The following is a 23947-nucleotide window of genomic DNA, read 5'->3' on the forward strand; positions in this document are numbered from 1 at the left end:
GCCGAAACGCTCAACGGTATCCGCAGATGATTGCGCCTTGCTGAATGTGGTAATCTACGCGCCATTTCCTGAAATCGACAGAACAGCAAATTATGAGTGTACGTTTAGTGTTAGCCAAAGGGCGCGAGAAATCATTACTGCGCCGTCATCCCTGGGTCTTTTCCGGCGCGGTTGCCCGTATGGAAGGCAAAGCAAGCCTCGGTGAAACCATTGATATCGTTGACCATCAGGGGAAATGGTTAGCGCGAGGCGCCTACTCGCCAGCGTCCCAGATCCGCGCTCGCGTCTGGACGTTTGATAAAGATGAAACCATCGACATCGACTTCTTCGTTCGCCGTCTGCAGCAGGCGCAGCAGTGGCGCGACTGGCTGGCAAAACGCGACGGGCTGGACAGCTACCGCCTGATTGCCGGTGAGTCCGACGGCCTGCCTGGCGTGACCATCGATCGCTTCGGTAACTTCCTGGTGCTGCAGCTCCTGAGCGCCGGAGCGGAATACCAGCGTGCCGCGCTGATCAGCGCGCTGCAAACGCTGTTCCCGGAATGCGCCATTTACGACCGCAGCGATGTGGCGGTGCGCAAAAAAGAAGGCATGGAGCTGACTCAGGGGCCCGTAACGGGCGAACTGCCACCGGCCCTGCTGCCGATTGAAGAGCACGGCATGAAGCTGCTGGTGGATATTCAGGGCGGGCACAAAACGGGTTACTACCTCGACCAGCGCGACAGCCGTCTGGCTACGCGTCAGTACGTTGCCGACAAACGCGTGCTGAACTGCTTCTCCTATACCGGCGGTTTTGCCGTTTCGGCGCTGATGGGCGGCTGTGCTCAGGTGGTGAGCGTGGACACGTCGCAGGAAGCGCTGGACGTGGCAAAACAGAACGTCGAGCTCAACAAGCTGGACTTGAGCAAAGCGGAGTTTGTGCGCGATGACGTGTTCAAGCTGCTGCGTAAATATCGCGATCAGGGCGAGAAGTTCGACGTTATCGTGATGGATCCGCCGAAGTTTGTGGAAAACAAAAGCCAGCTGATGGGCGCGTGCCGCGGGTATAAAGATATCAACATGCTGGCTATCCAGCTGCTGAATCCGGGCGGGGTTCTGCTCACCTTCTCCTGCTCCGGCCTGATGACCACAGATTTATTTCAGAAAATCATCGCCGATGCCGCAATAGATGCTGGTCGTGATGTACAATTTATAGAGCAGTTCCGTCAGGCAGCCGATCACCCCGTGATTGCTACCTACCCGGAAGGACTGTATCTGAAAGGGTTTGCCTGTCGCGTCATGTAACTTGAAAAGAGAAATATTGCCCGCACATAACGTGTAAGTCGTATTTCCCGGGAGGTGACTATGATTGCCAGCAAATTCGGTATCGGCCAGCAGGTCCGCCACACTTTGCTAGGGTATTTGGGTGTGGTCGTGGATATCGACCCGGAGTATTCCCTTGATGAACCGTCAGCAGACGAGCTGGCGGTGAACGCAGAGCTTCGCGCCGCGCCCTGGTACCATGTGGTAATGGAAGGTGATGATGGACAACCCGTTCACACCTATCTGGCCGAAGCGCAGCTGAGTAGCGAGCTGCAGGAAGAGCATCCGGAGCAACCCACAATGGATGAACTTGCTCAGACTATCCGCAAACAGTTACAGGCTCCGCGCCTGCGGAACTAAGCGTGTAAAAAAAGCCCGATAAACGGGCTTTTTTTTATTACTTCGCCAGCCCCAGACGGGGGATGTCGATCGCCGGACAGCGATCCATGACGACCTTCAACCCCGCATCCCGCGCCAGCACGGCGGCCTGCTCGTTAATCACGCCCAGCTGCATCCACAGCGTTTTCGCCCCTACGGCGATAGCGTCCTGCGCCACTTCCCACGCTGCCTCGGAATTACGGAAGACATCGACCATATCGATTTTTTCCGGCACCTCCGCGAGCGTGGCGTAACCCTGCTGACCCAGCAATGTTTTCCCCGCCACTTTTGGTGAGACCGGGATAACGTGATAGCCCTGATCGAGAAGGTATTTCATCACCCGATAGCTGGGACGATCGGGTTTATCGCTCGCGCCCACCAGCGCAATGGTACGCGTGGATGTCAGAATCTCGGCAATATCGTTCTCTTTCATGGTTTTTCTCCTGGCTTTTTTAAAAGTGTACGCCAAACCGCACATCTCAACCATCCATCCCATACAGATGCATGAGGGCAAAACGGCGAAATATGTCTATATGTTAGTAAACGTGATTATCGAAAAATTTAGATACATTAATGCGGCGACAGGATTTCTGACGGGAGCCTTCTATGAAAACCGGTATTGCCACTGCCCTGATTGCGTTAGTGATGCCGGTCTGCGTTTTTGCTACCACGCTCCGGCTCTCTACCGACATTGATCTTCTTGTACTGGACGGAAAAAAGGTCTCCAGCTCGTTATTGCGCGGTGCAGACAGCATCGAGTTAGATAACGGGCCGCATCAGCTGGTCTTTCGGGTAGAAAAGTCGATCGGTCTGGCTAATCACGAGCAACGGATGTACATTTCCCCGCCGCTGATCGTCAGCTTTAATACCCGGCAAATCAGTCAGGTGAACATCACCCTGCCTCGCCTTGAAACGGAGAAGGAATCTGCGGCCTTTGACGCTTCACCCCGCGTTGAACTTCTGGACGGGAATGCGATGCCGATTCCGGTGAAGCTGGATATTCTGGCGTTAACGACCTCGCCGAAAGGCCCGGATTACGAGGCCGCGACCCAGACCTATAACAAAGCGGGGAAACGCGCCTCGCTTCCGCAGTTTGCCACCATGATGGCGGACGACAGTACGCTTCTATCCGGCGTCTCTGAACTGGACGTTATTCCTCCCCAGTCCCAGACCCTGACGGAACAGCGCCTTAAATTCTGGTTCCAGCAGGCCGATCCCGACACGCGGGCCCGGTTTTTACAGTGGGCAAAACAACAACCTTCATCATAAGCCACATTTTTTACGCCTTTCTCTTGCAGCGTCAGACGGTTCCCGTCATCGTGTAGTCAGTTAACCTGATGGATATGATTATGGAACTGACAACACGCACGCTGCCTGAGCGCAAACACATTGCTCTTGTGGCGCACGATCACTGTAAACAAATGCTGCTTAACTGGGTTCGCCGCCATCAGCCTTCGCTGGAAAAGCACGCCCTGTCGGCGACCGGCACAACCGGTAACCTGATCCAGCGCGAAACGGGTCTGCAGGTGAATGCCATGCTGAGCGGTCCGATGGGCGGCGATCAGCAGGTCGGCGCGCAGATTTCCGAAGGGAAAATTGATGTGCTGATCTTCTTCTGGGACCCGCTGAACGCGGTTCCGCACGATCCGGATGTTAAAGCGCTGCTGCGCCTGGCGACGGTGTGGAATATTCCGGTGGCGACAAACCTGTCGACGGCGGATTTCATCATCGAATCGCCGCAGTTTAACTCGCCGGTTGATATCCTTATTCCGGACTATCAGCGTTATCTTTCCGACAGACTGAAGTAGCTTTTTTGCCGGGTGGCGGCTATGCCTTACCCGGCTACAAAATCTTGCCTGACATCGTTATGGCTTACGCGCCACCGGCACATCAATACTCTTCAGGATATCGACAAACACGGATGGCTCCTCTTTATTGAACAGCAGCCACACGCGATGCCGCGCGCGGGTGATGGCCACATACAGCAAACGCCGCTCTTCGGCATCCGGGAAATCTTCCGGCACCGGCAGCAGGGCCTCTTCCATCACCGACTCGCGGGCCGGGGCCGGGAAACCGTCGCTGCCCTCTTTCAGCCCCACCACAATCACATAGTCAGCCTGCTGCCCTTTGCTGGCGTGAATTGTCATAAATTCAAGCTGCAGTTTCGGCCAGCGGGTGGCGGCTTTTTCCAGCGCCACGGGCTTAAGGTGATGGTAGCGGGCCAGCACCAGAATACGTTCATCGGGCTTCGCGTAGCCGCTGAGCTTGTCCAGCAGCGGCTCCAGCTGGTCATCCGCCAGCAGGGTGACCGCTTTTTTATCCCCTGGGCGCAGGCTATTGAGCGGCTTGGCCAGCTGATGCGGGTTTTGCTGGATAAAGCGGTTGGCGATCTCACCAATGCGTGAATTGAAGCGGTAGGTGGTGTCCAGATCGCTGCGATCCCCTTCGCCAAAATAGTGGTGGAACGCGGTCGTCAGGGAGAGCTGCGCCCCGCTGAAGCGATAGATGGCCTGCCAGTCGTCACCCACCGCAAACAGCGACGTATGTTTATTTTGCGCCCTTAGCGCCGAGAGTAGTGCAGCACGCTGCGGAGAGATATCCTGGAACTCATCCACCAGAATGTGTTTCCACGGGCTGACAAAACGTCCCTTCTCAAGAATGATGATGGCCTGATGGATCAAACCGGAGAAATCGACGGCATTTTCCTCTTTCAGCGCGGTTTTCCAGGCTTTCAGCAGCGGAGCCATCAGCTTGACCCGTTTCGAAAACAGATCGCGGATCGCCTCCGGCGCGCTTTCAATCATCTCTGCCTGCGTTCCACCGTGCATTCGCATCAGGCTGACCCAGCGGTCAAGTCGCGAACCCAGCCGACGCGCCAGTTTGTCATCCTGCCAGAAGCTGCCCTCTGGCACCTCCCAGCCGAGCTCCTCCTCCAGCCACTGACGCCACCCTTTCGCCTGCGCCTTTTTCTCACTGCACTGCTGGCGCCACGTTTTGATGAACAGCGCCTGACGCGCCTGCGCGTCGTTTTCCAGCTTACTGATGGAAGGCACTTTTTTACTGCCCTGCTGAATAATATGCAGCGCAAGGGCATGGAAGGTTCTGGCCGTGATATCCCGCGTGTGCAGACGTTCCTGGATACGTTCGTCCATCTCCTGGGCAGCCTTGCGGCCAAAGGCCAGAAGCAGTATTTGATCGGCTACCGCTTCTCCGGTCGTCAGCAGCCAGCCGGCACGCGCCACCAGCACCGACGTTTTACCGCTACCGGCCCCCGCCAGCACCAGCAGCGACTGCTCGCCGTTGACCACCGCGCGCGCCTGGGCCGGATTGAGCGGTGAAGACTCCACCGTACTAAAAAAGTCGGCGTATTGGGTGAGCATGGCGTCCGTCCAGGCCTGGTTATGGGCGAGACGGCTTTTATCCTTATCATTCAGCCACGCCTGACACTGGCGCCAGGCGTCGCGACAGTTGTCAAACTCGTCGAGACGCGTCACGGAGAGCGGCAGCGCCGAGAGTGCCTGTCGGATCTTTTGCTGCAGCCCGGCGGTCTGCTGACGGGTCAGCCACGCGTGCTGTGCGTTGCTCTGCGCGATATCGTCCAGCACCTGCTGCAGCACCTGGGCGGCAATTACGCTCATATCCTGGCTCCACTGCTGCCAGAGTGCGTTCAGGTGATGATGGAAACGCTGGGTTTCCGACCACTCGGTGCCGTGAAGACGCACGACTTTATCGTCAGGCAGAACGAACTCCAGCTCGCCCCACACCAGCCCGCGTTTACAGTGGATAGCCAGAAGCTGATTAAACGGAATAAGGTATTCGTGGCGTTCCCCGGAGACTTTCACCCCGGCATTAAGGAGAACCACCCTGTCGTAAGGGTGTTGCGCCAGGCGTTTGCCTAACGACGTTGCTTTCAGTTCCATGTTCCGCCAAATCCACGAAGAGATAATTTACCTGACAGTTTAACTGCCAGTTTTAAGGTGCTCCAGCCTAAAAAAACGTTACAATCATTGGGCGTTAATTTTATCGAAAGGAAGTGAGGGTTTATGCGTACCGTTCTGAATGTGTTGAATTTTGTGCTGGGCGGTTTTGCCACCACCCTTTCCTGGCTTTTTGCCACGCTGGTGAGCATCGTCCTGATTTTCACGCTTCCCCTGACCCGTTCCTGCTGGGAAATCACAAAACTCTCCTTAATCCCCTACGGGAATGAAGCTATCCACGTTGACGAGCTCAATCCGGAGAACAAAAACGCCCTGATGAATACGGGCGGAACCCTGCTGAACATACTGTGGCTGATTTTCTTCGGCTGGTGGCTGTGCATCATGCATATTTTTGCCGGTATTGCACAGTGCATCACGATTATTGGTATTCCGGTGGGGATAGCGAACTTTAAGATCGCCGCTATCGCCCTTTGGCCCGTCGGTCGCAGGGTTGTTCCGGTAGAAGTGGCCCAGGCGGCCCGTGAAGCTAACGCGCGTCGTCGTTTTCAGTAAATAAGGACCGGCCGCGTTTATGCTAAGCCCACTGCTTCGCCGTTATACCTGGAACAGCACCTGGCTATACAACGTCAGGATATTTATCGCGCTTTGCGGCACGGTTGCCCTGCCCTGGTGGCTGAATGATGTCAAGCTCACCATTCCGCTTACGCTGGGGGTGGTGGCCGGGGCGCTGGCGGACCTGGACGATCGTCTGGCCGGACGCTTACGTAACCTGGTCATTACGCTCGTCTGCTTTTTCATTGCGTCAGCGTCCGTTGAGCTGCTTTTCCCGTGGCCCTGGCTGTTTGCCCTGGGCCTTACGCTCTCAACCAGCGGGTTTATTTTGCTGGGCGGCCTCGGGCAGCGCTATGCCACCATCGCGTTTGGTGCATTGCTGATCGCCATCTACACCATGCTGGGCGTTTCCCTGTACGACCAGTGGTACCAGCAGCCGGTTCTCCTGCTGCTGGGTGCCATCTGGTATAATCTGCTGACGCTAACCGGTCATCTGATCTTCCCGGTTCGCCCGCTGCAGGATAACCTTGCCCGCAGCTTTGAGCAGTTAGCTCACTATCTGGAACTGAAATCCCGGCTGTTCGACCCGGATATCGAGGAAGAAAGCCAGGCTCCGCTCTACGATCTGGCGCTGGCAAACGGCCAGCTGGTCGCCACCCTTAACCAGACAAAGGCCTCTCTGCTTACCCGTCTGCGCGGCGATCGCGGTCAGCGCGGAACGCGAAGGACCTTACACTACTATTTTGCCGCCCAGGACATTCACGAACGTGCCAGCTCCTCGCACGTTCAATACGCGGCCCTGCGCGAGAAGTTCCGCTACAGCGACGTGATGTTCCGCTTCCAGCGCCTGTTGTCCATGCAGTCCCAGGCGTGCCAGCAGCTCTCGCGCTCCATTCTGCTGCGTACGCCCTATCAGCATGACCCCCGCTTTGAACGGGTATTCAGCCATCTTGATGCGGCGCTCGACCGCGTTCAGGCCAGCGGAACGTCACCGGAGCACATCAAAGCGCTGGGCTTTCTGCTGAACAACCTGCGGGCGATTGATGCCCAGCTGGCAACCATTGAGTCCGAACAGGCGATGGCGCTGCCGGGTAGTGAGGTGGAAAATCAGCTTGCTGATGACAGCGTGCACAGCGTTAGCGATATGTGGCTGCGTCTGAGTCGTAACTTTACGCCGGAGTCGGCACTCTTTCGCCACGCGGTAAGAATGTCGCTGGTGCTGTGCGTGGGGTATGCCTTTATCCAGATAACCGGGCTGCACCACGGCTACTGGATCCTGCTGACCAGCCTGTTCGTCTGCCAGCCAAACTATAACGCCACCCGACACCGTCTTGCTCTGCGTATTATCGGCACGCTGGTCGGCGTCGCGATCGGCCTTCCGGTGCTCTATTTCGTGCCCTCCGTTGAAGGTCAACTGATTCTGATTGTGATCACCGGCGTGCTGTTCTTCGCGTTTCGCAACGTGCAGTACGCCCACGCCACCATGTTCATCACGCTGCTGGTGCTGCTCTGCTTTAACCTGCTGGGTGAAGGGTTTGAAGTTGCCCTGCCCCGCGTGATCGATACCCTGATTGGCTGTGCGATTGCCTGGGCTGCGGTCAGCTTTATCTGGCCGGACTGGCGTTTCCGCAATTTGCCGCGCGTGGTAGACAGGGCAATGAACGCCAACTGTCGATACCTTGACGCAATCCTGGAGCAGTACCACCAGGGGCGGGATAACCGCCTGGCTTACCGGATAGCCCGTCGCGACGCGCACAACAGTGATGCAGAACTGGCCTCCGTTGTCTCTAATATGTCAACGGAGCCTCGCGCCACGGTGGAGATTCGTGAGACTGCGTTCCGCCTGCTCTGCCTGAACCATACGTTCACCAGCTATATTTCGACGCTGGGCGCCCACCGTGAGAAACTCACCAACCCAGGCATTCTCAACCTGCTCGATGACGCCGTCTGCTACGTTGATGACGCACTTCATCACCGACCGGCCGATGAGCCGCGCGTTCAACAGGCGCTGGATGAACTGGCTCAACGCATTGCGCATCTTGACCCAGGAAACGACAGCAAAGCGCCGCTGGTGCTTCAGCAAATAGGCCTGCTTATCGCTCTGCTGCCTGAAATTTGCCGGCTGCAACAGCAAATCGCTACCTGGAGGAGTGATTCTCCTGTGGCTCAGGCAGCGCATTAAACCACTCCGTCAGCTCCCGGCGAATGCCTGCCGGGAGTGCCGCCTCATGCAGCCCCTCGATAGCCCCTTCCAGTGCGAAGAGAACCTTAATACCGAGCGCTTTGTTTTTTGCCCGCATCTTCAGCCAGCTCGCTCTGGCACCCAGCGCCCGCAGCGTTTCCTCATTGGTGATGCCAGCTTCAAAGAGCAAGACTTCAAGCTGAAAGGTCAGGTTTGGCAGATCCTTGAGTCGGTTTCGTTGATGGCGCTGATAGCGCTCTTTTCTTGCCGCACTGAGCGCAAACGAGGAGAGCTGAAGCAGCCGCTCCCTGTCCTGCCATAATCCGTCATCCACACGATAATAGTTGAGCAGCACAGGGCGGCCTCGCTTCATCAACGTCAAAAAAGAGGAGGCATTTTTTACACAGTATTTCGCACTCTCTTCACAGGCGCGAAGATAAAGCTCTCCGTCTGACACCATGGCAAAAACCGCATCATCCACCGCCAGGGTATAGCCTCCAAACAGCGCACGATGATGAATCTCGCCCAACGGGGAGAGGTATTCCTGGGATTTATAAATCCGTTCATAAGATATCTTTTTCATGATATTTCCCTTCAAAATCATAAAGTAACAACGAAATTTCTTACTAGCGGATCCGTTAGCAGGAAAATAGGCAACTTATTGCCGATGAGCAAGATGATTTTTCGAGGGACATCAACATTGAATGAATTTTGCGAGTCGCTTTCCGAAAATGAGGTTGATCTTTATGCATACAGGGGTTACTGTATATCCATACAGTAACTACAGGGCTGGAATGAATATGCACACTTCAGGCTATGCAAATCGCTCAACCTCTCTCTCTTCTACCGCAGGCAATGTCGCGCAGAATTCCGTCGAGCGTGTTTCCACGGGGCTAATCAGTGAAGTGGTTTATCGTGAAGACCAGCCCCTGTTGACGCAACTTCTGTTGTTGCCGTTATTACAACAGCTTGGTCAGCAATCGCGCTGGCAGCTTTGGCTCACGCCTCAGCAAAAACTGAGCCGTGAATGGGTTCAGTCCGCAGGCCTTCCGCTTACTAAGGTCATGCAAATTAATCAGCTCCCGCCGTGCGATACCGTTGAGTCGATGATCCGCGCGTTACGCACCGGAAATTACAGCGTGGTGATTGGATGGTTACCGGAAGAATTGACGGAAGAGGAACATTTCCGTCTGACTGAAGCAGCCGAAGAAGGGAATGCGATCGGGTTCATTATGCGTCCGGTTCGATCGGATTCTTACCGCAGAGGACAACTTTCTGGGCTAAAAATTCACTCAAATTTGTATCATTGAGAGAAATTAAGATTTTTCCTGGAATTTTTTTTGACCACAAGATGGCATTAAAGTTCCCGGCCTGAAAATTGCGGCAAGGCTTGTCTGGTGCGGTTCTCCTTAATTTTATTGCACAAAATTCGTACGAAAAATGTTAAATAATCGGTATACGGAACTTTTTTTTTCATATGCCTGACGGACTTCACACTTGTAAGTTTTCAGCTACGTTGTAGACTTTACATCGCCAGGGGTGCTCGGCCTAAGCCGAAGATATCGGTAGATTTATATTTGACCACGCCCCCCGGTGAAGGATTTAACCGTGATTCTCTCCTGAGACTTTCATGGCGAATTTTGGATGATAACGAGGCGCAAAAAATGAAAAAGACAGCTATCGCGATTGCAGTGGCACTGGCTGGCTTCGCTACCGTAGCGCAGGCCGCTCCGAAAGATAATACCTGGTATGCAGGTGGTAAACTGGGCTGGTCTCAGTTCCACGACACCGGCTGGTACAACAGCAGCCTGAACAATGATGGCCCAACTCACGAGAGCCAGCTTGGTGCAGGTGCGTTCGGTGGCTATCAGGTTAACCCGTATGTTGGTTTTGAAATGGGTTACGACTGGTTAGGTCGTATGCCATACAAAGGCGACACCATCAACGGCGCTTTCAAAGCACAGGGCGTTCAGCTGACCGCTAAACTGGGCTACCCAATCACTGACGATCTGGACGTGTACACCCGTCTGGGCGGCATGGTATGGCGCGCAGATTCCAGCAACAACATCTCTGGTGACAACCATGACACCGGTGTTTCCCCAGTATTCGCTGGTGGCGTTGAGTGGGCTATGACCCGTGACATCGCTACCCGTCTGGAATACCAGTGGGTTAACAACATCGGCGACGGCAACACCGTTGGTGTTCGTCCAGACAACGGCATGCTGAGCGTAGGTGTTTCCTACCGTTTCGGCCAGCAGGAAGAAGCAGCTCCAGTTGTTGCTCCAGCGCCGGCTCCAGCTCCAGAAGTACAGACCAAGCACTTCACTCTGAAGTCTGACGTTCTGTTCAACTTCAACAAAGCGACTCTGAAACCAGAAGGCCAGCAGGCACTGGATCAGCTGTACACCCAGCTGAGCAACCTGGATCCTAAAGATGGTTCCGTAGTGGTTCTGGGCTTCACCGACCGTATCGGTTCTGACGCTTACAACCAGAAACTGTCTGAGAAACGTGCTCAGTCTGTTGTTGATTACCTGATCTCTAAAGGTATCCCAGCTAACAAGATCTCCCCACGTGGTATGGGCGAATCTAACCCAGTTACTGGCAACACCTGTGACAACGTGAAAGCTCGCGCTGCACTGATCGACTGCCTGGCTCCAGATCGTCGCGTAGAGATCGAAGTTAAAGGCATCAAAGACGTTGTAACTCAGCCAGCGGCATAAGTTATCGTCTTATAAAAAAACCCCGCCATGCGGGGTTTTTTATTGTCTGAAGAAAAGAAAAATCTATTTTTTACCCAACAGAGCCTGAAGGTCGTTCTTCAGCGTCGACATCTGGTTGGCGTACTTCTCTTTATGTTCGGCATCCTCAATCAGCTGCACGATGGTTTCCGACAGCGTTTTGCCCCGTCGTTGTGCCAGCCCAGCCAGGCGTTGCCAGACAACGAACTCCAGGTCGATTGATTTTTTGCGAGTGTGCTGATGCTCAGCATTAAAATGCCGTTTGCGTCGCGCGCGGATAGTTTGCTTCATCCGGTTTAACAACGCGGGATTGATGTGTTTCTCAATCCAGCCGTTAACCTGTACCGGTTCATTTTCGAGGGTCAGCAAAATATCCACGGCTTCTTGCGCAGCGCTGGCTTCGACGTAGCAGGTGATCAGCTCCCCTTCACGGTGCTTTTTGACCAGGTACTTCCATTTCCAGCCGCTTTCGAGATTTTCCAGTTGTTGATATTTCATTGCGATCTCAGTGTTACCACGTAACTCTGTTCAGAATATCAGTTTTTTAGCAATCTGCTGAAAAGAAATCATATCCTGTGAGTGAATGCAGCCAATCGCCCTGTCGAAATCCCCAATCCTGCTTGGGTACAGCCCCCCGCTTACGGTATACTCCACGCTTTTACATCTGACTAAAAAACATCAACTTTGACCATTACGAAACTTGCATGGCGTGACCTTGTTCCGGATACCGAAAGTTACCAGGAACTGTTTGCACAGCCCGAACTCGCAAAAGAACACGAATTCATCCTTAGCGATACGCAGCCTCGTTTGCATTATGCGCTGGAGCAGGTGTTAAGCCCATGGGCAACAGCGCCCTTCATGCTGCTCAAGGCCCCGGAAGAAGCGGAATACCTGACGCTGCTCGGTGATGCCGTGCGCCAGCTGAAGCCGGAAGCGAACGCAGTTTTTGGCGGCCAGTATCGTATTGCGGGACATGATGTCACTTTCGAACCAACGGCGCAGGCCGATGGCCGTTTTGCCGTTAAAGGCGAAGTGATTACCGCTAACTGGGTCGAGGCGGAACAACTCTTTGGTTGTCTGCGCCAGTTTAACGGCGAACTTTCGCTGCAGCCGGGGCTGGTTCATCGCGCAAATGGCGGTGTTCTCATCATCTCACTGCGTACCCTGCTCTCGCAGCCGCTGCTGTGGATGCGTCTGAAAACTATCGTCAACCAGCAGCGTTTCGACTGGGTCGGCTACGACGAGTCTCGTCCTCTGCCTGTCTCTGTTCCGTCTATGCCGCTGTCGCTGACCGTCGTGCTGACGGGCGACCGCGAATCGCTGGCGGATTTCCAGGAAATGGAGCCAGAACTCGCTGAGCAGGCGGTGTATAGCGAATACGAAGACAACGTCCAGATTGCTGACGCCGACGATATGGCGGAGTGGTGCCAGTGGGTGATGGCCGTTGCTGAGCGTTTTGCGCTGCCAACCCCTGCGGCTGACGCGTGGCCGGGCTTAATCCGCGAAGCGGTACGCTACACCGGTGACCAGGAAACGCTGCCGCTTTGCCCGCTCTGGATCGGCAAACAGCTGCGTGAAGTGGGTGTGATTAGCGGTAACGGGACGTTCACCGGAGAACAGCTCACTCAGATGCTGGCTCAGCGTGAGTGGCGAGAAGGCTATCTTGCCGACCGTATGCAGGATGAAATTCTGCTGGAACAAATTCTGGTGGAAACCGAAGGCGAACGCGTCGGGCAGATCAACGCCCTGTCGGTGATTGAATTTCCTGGCCATCCGCGCGCATTCGGGGAACCGTCCCGTATCAGCTGCGTTGTGCACATTGGCGATGGCGAGTTCACCGATATTGAACGAAAAGCCGAGCTGGGCGGCAACATTCACGCGAAAGGCATGATGATCATGCAGGCGTTTTTGATGTCAGAGCTGCAGCTTGAGCAACAGATCCCCTTCTCCGCCTCGCTGACGTTTGAGCAGTCCTACAGCGAAGTGGATGGCGATAGCGCCTCTATGGCCGAGCTGTGCGCCTTAATCAGCGCCCTGGCGGAAGTGCCCATCAATCAGAACATCGCGATCACCGGTTCGGTGGACCAGTTCGGTCGTGCCCAGCCAGTGGGAGGCCTCAACGAGAAAATTGAAGGCTTCTTCTCTATCTGTCAGCAGCGCGGTTTAAACGGCAAACAGGGGGTGATTATTCCTGCTCCCAACGCACGCCATTTGAGCCTCAGTCAGGATATTCTGGATGCGGTTGAGCAAGAGCAATTCGCCATCTGGGCCATCGAAGGGATTGAGGATGCGCTACCCTTACTGACAAATCTGGTTTGGGATGGCGAAGGGCAAACTACCCTGATGCAGACTATCCAGGAGCGCATAGCTCAGGCGACACAGCAGGATGCTCGTCATCGTTATCCATGGCCGTTACGCTGGCTGGGCTTGTTTAGTTCGAACTGATCGGACTTGTTCAGCGTACACGTGTTAGCTATCCTGCGTCCTTCACTAAAATAAGGCTTACTGAGAACATGGTAGATAAACGCGAATCCTATACAAAAGAAGATCTTCTTGCCTCTGGTCGCGGTGAACTGTTTGGCGCTAAAGGCCCACAGTTACCGGCCCCGAACATGCTGATGATGGACCGTGTCGTGAAAATGACCGAAACCGGCGGCAACTTCGATAAGGGTTACGTAGAAGCAGAACTCGATATCAACCCGGACCTGTGGTTCTTCGGTTGCCACTTTATTGGCGATCCGGTAATGCCTGGCTGTCTGGGCCTGGATGCCATGTGGCAGCTGGTTGGCTTCTATCTGGGCTGGCTGGGCGGCGAAGGTAAAGGCCGCGCGCTGGGCGTGGGCGAAGTAAAATTCACTGGCCAGGTTCTGCCTACGGCGAAGAAAGTGACCTATCGTATTCACTTCAAGCGCATCGTTAACCGCCGCCTGATTATGGGCCTGGCAGATGGCGAAGTGCTGGTCGACGGTCGCCTGATCTATAGCGCAAGCGACCTGAAAGTTGGCCTGTTCCAGGATACTTCAGCTTTCTGATCGTGCTTTTGGCACCCCCAAAAAGGCGAAACCTCCGCATTGCGGAGGTTTCTTTTTTGAAAGAGACGTTATCAGGCTATGAGTGCCCTGTCGCCGATGGCTTCTCGCCAGCCTCCAAGCCATTGTGACCTTTGATTTATCGTCTGATAAGGACACATTTCTTTAGAACGTCCAGCGATGCCGGCCTGATAACCACGTTGATGAGCCCGTTCCAGGCGATCTCGTTTCTGTCTCTTCATGCCTCGTTTCCCTCATTCTTTTGTCTGGTGGAAAGAAAACAGTGTCTGCACTCAATGTACAGGCACAGATAACGAATACCCCGAATTAGTCGCATCGTCAATGTTCAAAATTCATACGGGTGTCATATTTGTGAGCTAGTTGGAAGTTCATTTGTACAAAAATTGTGACGTGGCACAAGTAACAATCTGAAGTGAAAACGAAAAAAAACCGCAATCAGCGACAGGCCAACTGCGGTTTTTGATGATGAATTTTACTTATGGCAGCCGGGAAATTTCCCTTGCGATACTGGCCGACTCCTGTGCCCAACCCTGACCCAGAACTTTCACCATTTCGTCATAGCCATCTTTCTGCTGCTTCAGCTCCAGATGGAAAGGACGCTTAATCAGCTGCCCCTGATGGTTCAGCAACCACTCCCCGCTGATCACCACCACACCGTCATAGCGGCCGTGGAAGCCCGTGACCGTGACGTTAAGCGTATCCTGGTCGTTACCCAGCGGCTGCGACGCGACAACCCAGCCCGGAAGCTGGCTGCCCAGATTGGCCACCAGCGTGTTACGCAGCTGCTGATCCAGCGGGCTGGCCCACAGGTTGTTCGTCGCAATCACGTATTTAACCTCGCTGGTCTGATAGACCACGCCGTTTCCTGCCAGATAATCCGGCACGGCAACCTGCTCAACCCACAGCTGGCGGTTTCCCTGGCTGGCCGTGCTTTGTCCACCGCTGTGGGTAGACACAGGCAGCTGATAGTAGCTTTTATTATCTACCCCTGAACTGCACGCCGTTAACAGCAGAGCGCCAACCATCAATAGCCACTTTTTCATTCTTTTGCCCTCTTCGGCTCAGGATCCTTTTTATCTTTCGCTTCGAACACCAGCGCATTGCTCTTCTCGTTGAGCGTTTTCAGCACCGGCTGCAGTTCACGCAAGACCTGATCAAGACGCTGCATATCTGCCACCATCTTGTTGTACGCCGCTGAACCCGGCTGGAAGCCCTGCATACTGCGGTTCAGCTCACGTAGCGTTTTCTGCATATCCTGCGGCAGCTGCTGCATGCTCTGGCTCGCAGTGATCTTGTTGATGTTATCCAGCGTGGTTTGCAGGCGACGCATCGTTGCCTGGCTTTCGCTCAGAGAGTTCGTCGCCGCTTCAATCATCGGATTCAGTGGCAGATTGTTGATCTTATCCAGCGTTTCCATCAGACGCTGCTGGATCTGAGCCAGACCGCTGCTCACCGTTGGAATGATCTTGTAGCCACCAAATTCACGAATACCGGTAATCGGCGGTGCTTTCGGGTAGAAGTCCATATCCACATACAGCGCACCGGTCACCAGATTACCCGTCTTCAAGGAACCTCGCAGACCACGGTCCATCAGTTGACTGATATGGGTGGCAATATCCTGATTCTCGCCAATCTGGTTAAGCAGACGCTCCGGCTCAATGCGGATCAGCACCGGAATACGATAATCATCGTCCAGCATCTGGCTCAGGCCCGGTACAAAGAACGGAACTTGCCCAACCGTACCAAGACGAATACCGCGGAACTCAACGGGTGCGCCCGGCTGCAGACCGCGGACGGAATCCTTGAAGAACATCAGGAAGTCGATGTGGTCGGTATAGAGCGCGTCCTGAATGCTTCGCTGATCGTCAAAGAGTCTGAACGCCGTTTTCTCGGCAACCGGCTGCCCCAGATCCTGCCCTTCCGGCACATCAAAGCTCACCCCGCCGCCAAACAGCGTGGTTAAGGAACCCATTTCTACGCGCATCCCCGCCGACGTAAGATCGACCGCGATCCCGCTGTCCTTCCAGAAGCGAACGTTGCTGGTCACCAGACGATCGTTTGGCGCATTGATGAAAAGCTGATAGCTGATGGTACGCTTTTGCGCATCGAAGGTGCTGGTTTCAACGGAACCGACGCGGTAGCCGCGGAACAGTACCGGGTCACCCGCCGTAAGCTGGCCCGCTTTTTTGCTGTCGAGGATCACGCGGATACCCTTGGCATCAGGCGGCGCAAGCGGCGGTGAGTCGAGAAGCTGATATTGCCCAGGCTGGCTGCCCTTCGTGCCGGGCTGCAGTTCAATGTAGGCTCCAGAGAGCAGCGTCCCTAAGCCGCTGATCCCTTCGCGCCCCACCTGCGGTTTAACCACCCAGAAAACGGAATCGCCATGCAGCAGTTTTTCCATGCCGGCATTAAGGCGCGCCTTAATCTCCACATGGGTTAAATCGTCGGTCAGGGTTGCGCTTTCGACCACGCCCACGTCCACGCTACGGCTTTTGATGGTCGTTTTACCGCCCTCAATCCCCTCGGCATTGGTGGTTATCAGCGTGACTTCCGGTCCCTGATGGCTGTAATGATAAAACAGGATCCATGCACCGATCAGCGCGGTCACGATGGGGAAAATCCACACCGGCGACCAGTTTTTGACCTTCTGCACTTTCGCCTCTCCACTCTTATTTTCCATGCTCTTACTCTTCCTCATGGCTTGATTCAGGCTCACGATCCCACGATAAACGAGGGTCGAAGGTCATGGCCGCAAACATGGTCATAATCACGACCAGTGCAAACATTAAAGCCCCCATCGCGGGATAAATACTCATCAAACCGCCCATCCGCACCAGTGCAGAGAGAACGGCGATGACAAACACGTCAATCATTGACCAGCGTCCGACAAACTCGACCACTTCATAAATCAGGTGCATGCGTTCGCTGTCGCGTTTTCCATGACCCTTCGCATCCCAACAGAGCCAGGCGATGGCGATCATTTTTAAGGTTGGCACCATAATACTGGCGATAAAGATCACGCCGGCGACAGGATAGGAACCTTCGCCCCACAGCAGTATCACCCCGGCGAGGATCGTCGAGGGCATTTTATCGCCGAGCAAATCGGTGATCATGATCGGTAGAATATTGGCTGGCAGATACAACATGATGGAGGTGACCAGCAGCGCCATCGTCCACTGAAGGCTATTTTTACGGCGTACGTGACCCTTCGTTTCGCAGCGCGGACAAACGTCGAGATCGGCGGGCAGCACGGCGGTGCAGCACGGGCAGGAACGCAGCCCCTGACGAATGCCGGGCACGCCGACTTTTACCGTCTGCGCAAGCGTCGGTGCCGGGGCGATATCATCCCACGCCCAGCGTCTGTCCACGCATTGGAAAGCACGCAGCTGCAGGACACAGTACAGGCACCACGGAACAAAGCTGCTGCCGATCCCCACATCGCCGTACGCCATGAGCTTCACGAAACTGACCAGAATACCCGCCAGAAAGATTTCAGCCATGCCCCAGCTTTTGAGCTGAAAAAGGATACGCGCGAGCCGGATTTTGAGTGATGAGGGCATCCTGACGCGGTTGACCAGCAAAAGGATAACGACCAGGCAAAAAGCCGGGACTATCTGGACAAACAGGAGAAAAAAGGTGCCGAGGCTGGCGTAATCTTCCGAGAACATCACGCCCGGGATTTCAAGGAGATCCACCTGGCTGGTTATCCCCCCCACCTTCATATAGATGAAGGGGAAGAGATTGGAGAGCAGCAGCATGAACAATGCTGCCAGAGCGTAAGCAGTGGGACGCTGCCGCGGCGCGTCCCACTCGGTTGTCAACGTTGCGCCGCAACGTGGACACAGGGCTTTATGTCCGTGACCAAGCTCTGGCAACGCCACGAGCATATCGCATTGCGAGCATAAAATATGCCTGTCGGCATGGTGCTGGTCACACATATGTTATCCCTGTCTATGCGCCGTTTTTCAGAGACTCAAGGTACTCCCAGCGCTCAAATGCTTCTTCCAGGGCTTTTTCAGCCGCGGATAGTTCAGCCAGTACTTTCTGAGTATAGTCATGCGATTGGGTAAAGAATGACGCATCAGCAACCTGTTTTTGCAGATCCTCAAGCGCGGCTTCCAGCTCTTCAAGACGCTGCGGTAGCCCCTCCAGTTCGCGCTGCAGGTTATAGCTTAGTTTAGCCGAGGTTTTCTTGACAGTTTCTGCTTTTGTTACAGCAGGTTCTGAACTTATTTTGGACTTTGACTGTTTCTGCGCCAGAGACTGCGATTGCTGCCCTTTTGCATCGTGATAACCGCCTACGTATTGTCCAATTCGCCCTTCACCTTCGAAGATCCAGCATTCGGTTACGGTGTTATCCACAAACTGACGATCGTGGCTGACCAGCATCACGGTCCCCTGATAACCGTCAATCAGTTCTTCGAGCAATTCCAGCGTTTCGACATCCAGGTCGTTCGTTGGTTCATCGAGAATCAACAGGTTACTTGGTTTCAGGAACAGACGCGCCAGCAGCAGACGATTACGCTCTCCGCCAGACAACGCACGAACAGGGGTCATCGCACGTTTCGGATGGAACAGGAAGTCCTGCAGATAGCCCAACACGTGGCGCGGTTTGCCGTTTACCATTACCTCTTGCTTGCCTTCGGCGAGGTTATCCATCACCGTGCGGTCCGGATCCAGCTCCGCGCGGTGCTGGTCGAAGTACGCCACTTCCAGCTTAGTCCCACAGTGAATGCGGCCGCTGTCGGCCTGCAGCTGCCCCAGCATCAGCTTCAGCAGCGTGGTTTTACCGCAGCCGTTCGGGCCGATAAGCGCAATTTTGTCGCCGCGCTGCACCTGGGCGGAGAAATCTTTCACCAGCACTTTGCCATCAACCTGATAGTTGACGTTTTCCATTTCGAAGACAATCTTGCCGGAACGGGACGCTTCTTCCACCTGCATTTTGGCGCTGCCCATCACTTCACGGCGTTCGCTGCGCTCACGGCGCATTGCCTTCAGAGCGCGCACGCGACCTTCGTTACGGGTACGGCGGGCCTTGATGCCCTGGCGGATCCACACCTCTTCCTGCGCCAGCTTGCGGTCGAACTCCGCATTCTGCAGCTCTTCCACGCGCAGGTTTTCTTCTTTCTCCAGCAGATAGGTGTCGTAATCGCCAGGATAGGTGACCAGCTTGCCGCGATCGAGATCGACAATACGCGTCGCCATGTTGCGGATAAACGAACGGTCGTGTGAGATGAAAATAATGGTACCGTTAAAGGTCTTCAGGAACCCTTCCAGCCAGTCAATCGCTTCGATATCCAGGTGGTTGGTCGGTTCATCCAGCAGCAGCACCTTCGGCCCGCTGACCAGCGCGCGGCCCAGGGCCGCTTTACGCAGCCAGCCGCCGGAGAGCGCCGACAGCTCCATGTCCGCTTCCAGACCAAGCTGGGCCAGAACCTCGTTAATGCGGTTTTCAAGCTGCCACAGACCGTGGTGATCGAGCATCTCCTGCACTTTCGCCAGTTCGTTGAGGTTCTTGTCGCTCGGGTCGGTCATCACCAGATGCGAAATCTCGTGATAGCGCTTCAGGTATTCGGCCTGCTCAGAAATGCCTTCCGCCACGAAATCGTAAACGCTGCCTGTCACGTGACGCGGCGGGTCCTGCTGGAGGCGAGAGACGATCAGATCCTGCTCGTACACGATGCGACCGTCATCCAGCCCCTGTTCACGGTTGAGGATTTTCATCAGCGTGGATTTACCCGCGCCGTTACGGCCCACCAGACAGACGCGCTCGTTATCTTCGATATGCAGCTCTGCATTATCGAGAAGCGGCGAGTCGCTGAAAGAGAGCCACGCGCCGTGCATACTAATTAAAGACATTTATTTTTCCTTTCAGGCCGCGGTAATCAACCAGCAGTTATGAATTTGACGGTTACGGGCAAAGTCCTGAGACAGCGTTTTTTGGCTGATTTCTTGTGCTTTCAGTCCCAGGGCTGCTAAGCCGTCATGATCCATACGGAAGCCGCGTTTGTTGTTCGAGAACATAATGGTACCGCCCTTACGCAGCAGGCGCTTCAGGTCGGTCATCAGGCGCAGGTGATCGCGTTGAACGTCAAAGCTATCCTCCATACGCTTGGAGTTGGAGAAGGTCGGCGGATCGATAAAGATCAGATCGAACTGCTCGTCAGTATCACGCAGCCAGCCCAGCACGTCGGCCTGCATCAGTCGGTGCTGACGTCCGGTCAGCCCATTAAGACGCAGGTTGCGCTCCGCCCACTCCAGATAGGTGCGGGACATATCCACCGTGGTGGTGCTCCGCGCGCCGCCCAGACCCGCATGCACGCTCGCGCTGCCGGTATAGGAGAACAGGTTGAGGAAATCTTTGCCCTTGCTCATCTGGCCCAGCATGCGACGCGCGATACGGTGGTCGAGGAACAGGCCGGTATCCAGATAGTCTGTCAGGTTCACCCACAGGCGAGCGTTGTATTCGCCCACTTCGATGAAGTCGCCCTTCTCGCCCATCTTCTGGTACTGATTTTTCCCTTTCTGACGCTCGCGGGTTTTCAGCACCAGCTTGTTCGGCGCAATGCCGAGCACGGCGATGGTGGCCGCGATAACGTCCAGCATGCGCTGACGCGCTTTTTGCGCATCAATGGTTTTCGGTGGCGCATATTCCTGAATCACCACCCAGTCCGCGTAGCGGTCAACCGCCACGTTATACTCCGGCAGGTCGGCGTCGTACAGGCGGTAGCATTCAATCCCTTCCTGCTTCGCCCACTTTTCATATTTTTTCAGGTTCTTGCGCAGGCGGTTGGCATAATCTTCCGCCACGCCGGATGGCTTACTGTCCGCCGCTTTCTCCGCCAGATGGTAGTTTTTCTGCACGCAGTCCAGCGGGCCGTTTTTCGCCTTAAACTGGCGATCGGCACGCAGCTGCAGGCAGCTCAGCAGCTCCGGCGAGGCGCTAAACAGCGACAGGTTCCAGCCGCCGAAGTAGTCCTTCATATTGCGGCCCAGCAGGCTGTGCAGGGCAATCAGCGCCGGCTCGCTGTCCAGACGCTCGCCGTAAGGCGGGTTGCTGATCACGGTACCGTACGGACCTTTTGGCAGCGGGTTGGTCAGATTCGCCACGTCTTTCACCTCGAAGGTGACCAGCTCGCCGATACCGGCGCGACGGGCGTTGCTGCGCGCACGTTCGATCACGCGCGGGTCGCTGTCCGAACCGTAGAAGTGGGAGGTATACTCCGCCAGACCTTTACGCGCGCGGGTCTGCGCGTCGTCTTTGACCTCTTTCCAGAGCGCTTCGTCGTGCTGCGCCCAGCCTTTAAAGCCCCAGTGACCGCGATGCAGGCCCGGCGCGCGGTCGGTTGCCAGCATGGCCGCTTCAATCAGCAACGTACCGGAACCACACATCGGATCGAGCAGCGGCGTGCCCGGCTGCCAGCCGGAGCGCATTACGATGGCGGCAGCCAGCGTTTCTTTAATTGGCGCCATACCGGTACGATCGCGGTAGCCGCGCAGGTGCAGGCCCGCGCCGCTCAGATCGAGAGAAATACTCGCCGTGTCGCCGTTCAGCCAGACGTTAATACGCAGATCCGGATTTTCGCGATCGACGTTCGGACGTTCCTTATTTTTACGCGTGAAGCAGTCCACAATGGCGTCTTTGACGCGCAGGGCACCGTACTGGCTGTTGCGGATCTCGTCGTTCACGCCATTGAAATGCACCGCAAAGGTGGCATTGGGCGTGAAGATCTCTGTCCAGTCGATCATCTGTACGCCGGTATAGAGGTCCAGGTCGCTATAGACCTTGCACTCCTTCATCGGCAGCATGATGCGCGACGCCAGACGGCTCCACATCAGGCTCTGGTAAATAAGCCGCGTGTCGCCCTCAAAATGGACACCACCCTGAACCACCTGGCACTCTTGCGCGCCCAGGCTTTCCAGTTCAGTTTTTAACAGCTCTTCCAGCCCACGGGCCGTACTGGCAAACAGAGAATTCATATCGTCACTTTTACTCTTAGAAAATTGTCGCGCATTATAGCTAATATGGCGTGTATGTCATAAAGTTGAAGGCTTATTTTCATTTGTGGGAGTGTGCAGTGGCGACGTTATCCAGGCTTTTTATTCATCCGGTGAAATCCATGCGCGGCATCGGCGTCTCTCACGCGCTGGCCGACATGAGTGGATTCGCCTTCGATCGTATTTTTATGGTCACCGAGCCTGACGGCACGTTCATTACCGCACGCCAGTTCCCGCAGATGGTTCGCTTTACCCCTTCCCCGCTTCATGACGGTTTGCACCTTACCGCGCCGGACGGTTCCAGCGCGGTCATTCGCTTTGCTGATTTTGCGCCTGTCGATGCGCCAACGGAAGTGTGGGGCAATCATTTTACCGCGCGCATCGCCCCGGATGAGATTAACCGCTGGCTGAGCGGTTTCTTCTCTCGCGACGTGCAGCTGCGCTGGGTTGGGCCTGAACCGACGCGTCGCGTGAAGCGCCACAACGCAGTTCCCCTCTCCTTCGCCGATGGTTTCCCGTTCCTGCTGACTAACGAAGCCTCGCTGCGTGATTTACAAGCCCGCTGCAAGGCCAGCGTTCAGATGGAACAGTTCCGTCCGAACCTGGTGGTCACGGGCGCCGACGCCTGGGAAGAAGACACCTGGAAAGTGATCCGCATCGGCAGCGTCATCTTTGATGTCGTAAAATCCTGCAGCCGCTGCATTTTCACCACGGTGAGCCCTGAGAAAGGCCAGAAGCACCCTTCCGGTGAACCGCTGAAGACGCTGCAGTCGTTCCGCACCGCACAGGATAACGGCGATGTGGATTTCGGCCAGAACCTGATCCCGCGCTCCAGCGGCGCAATCCGCGTCGGTGATGAGGTAGAAATTCTTGCCCGAGGGCCTGCAAAAGCGTACGGCTCGGGTCAGGAAGAAGAAATGGTCGACGTTGTGACGAATGCCGCCTCTGCAGTAGATATTCACTGGGAGGGCAACGTCATCCGTGGCAACAACCAGCAGGTATTACTGGAGCAACTGGAGCAGGCAGGTATTCGCGTACCCTATTCCTGTCGCGCAGGCATTTGCGGATGCTGCCGCATCAGGCTGGTGGATGGAGAGGTCAGTGCGCTGAAAAAATCGGCAATTGGAAATGACGGCACAATTCTGTGCTGTAGCTGCATACCGAAAACGTCCGTACAGCTGGAAGCTTAAACCGCCTGTTCAAGGCTGAAGGAATCTACGCGCAGCTGCGGCTTCAGCCTGTCGTTCATCACTTTAATGGCATCGCCAAGCTGCATCGTCCGCCCGGCAATGGTTACGCCGGGCTGTGCCAGCAGGCAGAGCGCAGCATTTTCACCTGGCTCAACCACCAGCAGGCTCACCTCTTCTGCGGTATCGCTCAGATTGACGCTGGCCGCGTCACCCGTTGCCGGGGTCCAGCTCATACCATGCGCAAGAAAATGCCAGCTTTTTGGCATTTGCGGTTTCAGGAAGCGGATAGCCACCAGCGCATTTAATACCAGCTCGGCACGCTGCTCTTTAGAGAGCACCAGATCGCGGCATTTTTCTTCAAAAGAGAAATAAAGCGCCGCATCGTCAACGCAAAAGCCCGACGGGGAAAATGCATCCGGGGTTAACATTCGGCGGGCAAAACGAGAACGAAACAACATGCCATTGGCTAAATCGAGCATCATTCGGTCATGCTCGTCGCAAAAATACCAGCGCCAGTTATCGTCAGGTTTAATTCGCATGTGTCTCTCCCGTCCCCAAACGTCCTGTACTAAAAATGTCCTGTTTGCCGCCTCGTTTATAACACCATTAATAAAAGACTA

The 23947-nt window shown here is 55.2% G+C and carries 22 protein-coding genes; 11 read left to right on the plus strand and 11 right to left on the minus strand.

What is annotated here, in order from left to right; all coding sequences use genetic code 11:
- The first annotated feature begins 92 nt into the window (after nt 1-92).
- Complete coding sequence (rlmI, locus tag HCH49_RS08825) at nt 93-1283, plus strand: 23S rRNA (cytosine(1962)-C(5))-methyltransferase RlmI (RefSeq protein WP_032658151.1); 1191 nt, start codon at nt 93-95, stop codon at nt 1281-1283.
- A gap of 60 nt (nt 1284-1343) precedes the next feature.
- Entirely contained in the window at nt 1344-1661 is a 318-nt protein-coding gene (gene hspQ, locus HCH49_RS08830) for a heat shock protein HspQ (RefSeq protein WP_008499919.1), read from the plus strand.
- Nucleotides 1662-1698: 37 nt separating this feature from the next.
- Here hspQ and HCH49_RS08835 read toward each other — a convergent pair whose 3' ends face one another.
- Entirely contained in the window at nt 1699-2112 is a 414-nt protein-coding gene (locus tag HCH49_RS08835; RefSeq protein WP_023311036.1) for a CoA-binding protein, read from the minus strand.
- 173 nt (nt 2113-2285) lie between these two features.
- On the opposite strand from HCH49_RS08835, the gene csgI reads away from it, so the two are divergent.
- Nucleotides 2286-2948, plus strand: a complete 663-nt coding sequence (gene csgI, locus HCH49_RS08840) for a curli synthesis inhibitor (RefSeq protein WP_033145125.1) — start codon at nt 2286-2288, stop codon at nt 2946-2948.
- Between the two features lie 80 nt (nt 2949-3028).
- Entirely contained in the window at nt 3029-3487 is a 459-nt protein-coding gene (mgsA, locus tag HCH49_RS08845) for a methylglyoxal synthase (protein ID WP_033145124.1), read from the plus strand.
- 57 nt (nt 3488-3544) lie between these two features.
- Here the strand turns inward: mgsA and helD are convergent, their stop codons facing one another.
- A complete protein-coding gene (gene helD, locus HCH49_RS08850; protein WP_221702533.1) occupies nt 3545-5599 on the minus strand; it encodes a DNA helicase IV in 2055 nt (684 codons plus the stop codon).
- 123 nt (nt 5600-5722) lie between these two features.
- Here helD and HCH49_RS08855 point away from each other — a divergent pair, with 123 nt between their 5' ends.
- On the plus strand, nt 5723-6169 hold the full coding sequence (locus HCH49_RS08855; RefSeq protein WP_032649128.1) for a YccF domain-containing protein: 447 nt from the start codon (nt 5723-5725) through the stop codon (nt 6167-6169).
- Between the two features lie 19 nt (nt 6170-6188).
- Nucleotides 6189-8351 carry a YccS family putative transporter gene (gene yccS / locus HCH49_RS08860; protein ID WP_039261616.1) on the plus strand — a complete coding sequence of 721 codons (2163 nt, stop codon included), beginning with the start codon at nt 6189-6191 and terminating at the stop codon, nt 8349-8351.
- Here the strand turns inward: yccS and HCH49_RS08865 are convergent.
- Nucleotides 8308-8934: a TfoX/Sxy family DNA transformation protein gene (locus HCH49_RS08865; protein WP_033145121.1), complete on the minus strand. Its 627-nt coding sequence runs from the start codon at nt 8932-8934 to the stop codon at nt 8308-8310. The two genes, yccS and HCH49_RS08865, sit on opposite strands and share 44 nt — an antisense overlap.
- Before the next feature lie 217 nt (nt 8935-9151).
- Between HCH49_RS08865 and sulA the strand changes: the two genes are divergently transcribed.
- Together sulA and ompA are read left to right on the plus strand one after the other, a co-directional pair.
- A complete protein-coding gene (sulA, locus tag HCH49_RS08870) occupies nt 9152-9661 on the plus strand; it encodes an SOS-induced cell division inhibitor SulA (RefSeq protein WP_033145120.1) in 510 nt (169 codons plus the stop codon).
- Nucleotides 9662-10015: 354 nt separating this feature from the next.
- Nucleotides 10016-11071, plus strand: a complete 1056-nt coding sequence (gene ompA, locus HCH49_RS08875) for a porin OmpA (protein ID WP_023311028.1) — start codon at nt 10016-10018, stop codon at nt 11069-11071.
- 63 nt (nt 11072-11134) lie between these two features.
- On the opposite strand, the gene matP is transcribed toward ompA, so the two are convergent.
- Nucleotides 11135-11587, minus strand: coding sequence for a macrodomain Ter protein MatP (gene matP / locus HCH49_RS08880; protein WP_032658161.1), 453 nt, complete (start codon nt 11585-11587; stop codon nt 11135-11137).
- A 186-nt stretch (nt 11588-11773) separates the two neighbouring features.
- Here matP and HCH49_RS08885 point away from each other — a divergent pair, with 186 nt between their 5' ends.
- Together HCH49_RS08885 and fabA are read left to right on the plus strand one after the other, a co-directional pair.
- Nucleotides 11774-13534 carry a Lon protease family protein gene (locus HCH49_RS08885; RefSeq protein WP_221702534.1) on the plus strand — a complete coding sequence of 587 codons (1761 nt, stop codon included), beginning with the start codon at nt 11774-11776 and terminating at the stop codon, nt 13532-13534.
- 68 nt (nt 13535-13602) lie between these two features.
- Nucleotides 13603-14121 carry a 3-hydroxyacyl-[acyl-carrier-protein] dehydratase FabA gene (gene fabA, locus HCH49_RS08890; RefSeq protein WP_008499931.1) on the plus strand — a complete coding sequence of 173 codons (519 nt, stop codon included), beginning with the start codon at nt 13603-13605 and terminating at the stop codon, nt 14119-14121.
- Between the two features lie 71 nt (nt 14122-14192).
- Here fabA and rmf read toward each other — a convergent pair whose 3' ends face one another.
- From rmf to rlmKL, 6 genes are all read right to left on the minus strand, one after another.
- On the minus strand, nt 14193-14360 hold the full coding sequence (rmf, locus tag HCH49_RS08895; protein ID WP_013097261.1) for a ribosome modulation factor: 168 nt from the start codon (nt 14358-14360) through the stop codon (nt 14193-14195).
- A gap of 255 nt (nt 14361-14615) precedes the next feature.
- Nucleotides 14616-15182 (minus strand): membrane integrity-associated transporter subunit PqiC, encoded by a 567-nt coding sequence (gene pqiC, locus HCH49_RS08900; protein ID WP_221702535.1) that lies wholly within the window; start codon nt 15180-15182, stop codon nt 14616-14618.
- Nucleotides 15179-16819 (minus strand): intermembrane transport protein PqiB, encoded by a 1641-nt coding sequence (gene pqiB / locus HCH49_RS08905; RefSeq protein ID WP_033145117.1) that lies wholly within the window; start codon nt 16817-16819, stop codon nt 15179-15181. Before pqiB ends, pqiC begins: the two co-directional genes overlap by 4 nt.
- 4 nt (nt 16820-16823) lie before the next feature.
- Complete coding sequence (gene pqiA, locus HCH49_RS08910) at nt 16824-18077, minus strand: membrane integrity-associated transporter subunit PqiA (RefSeq protein WP_048979354.1); 1254 nt, start codon at nt 18075-18077, stop codon at nt 16824-16826.
- A 13-nt stretch (nt 18078-18090) separates the two neighbouring features.
- Nucleotides 18091-19998, minus strand: a complete 1908-nt coding sequence (locus HCH49_RS08915) for an ABC transporter ATP-binding protein (RefSeq protein WP_221702536.1) — start codon at nt 19996-19998, stop codon at nt 18091-18093.
- A 12-nt stretch (nt 19999-20010) separates the two neighbouring features.
- Nucleotides 20011-22119 (minus strand): bifunctional 23S rRNA (guanine(2069)-N(7))-methyltransferase RlmK/23S rRNA (guanine(2445)-N(2))-methyltransferase RlmL, encoded by a 2109-nt coding sequence (gene rlmKL / locus HCH49_RS08920; RefSeq protein WP_039261606.1) that lies wholly within the window; start codon nt 22117-22119, stop codon nt 20011-20013.
- 98 nt (nt 22120-22217) lie between these two features.
- Between rlmKL and HCH49_RS08925 the strand changes: the two genes are divergently transcribed.
- Nucleotides 22218-23327 (plus strand): YcbX family protein, encoded by a 1110-nt coding sequence (locus HCH49_RS08925; RefSeq protein WP_221702537.1) that lies wholly within the window; start codon nt 22218-22220, stop codon nt 23325-23327.
- On the opposite strand, the gene zapC is transcribed toward HCH49_RS08925, so the two are convergent.
- Nucleotides 23324-23866 carry a cell division protein ZapC gene (zapC, locus tag HCH49_RS08930; RefSeq protein ID WP_023311020.1) on the minus strand — a complete coding sequence of 181 codons (543 nt, stop codon included), beginning with the start codon at nt 23864-23866 and terminating at the stop codon, nt 23324-23326. The two genes, HCH49_RS08925 and zapC, sit on opposite strands and share 4 nt — an antisense overlap.
- Between the last annotated feature and the right edge of the window lie 81 nt (nt 23867-23947).

It is taken from the genome of Enterobacter sp. Y17, assembly GCF_019730495.1.
Lineage (GTDB): Bacteria > Pseudomonadota > Gammaproteobacteria > Enterobacterales > Enterobacteriaceae > Enterobacter > Enterobacter asburiae_B.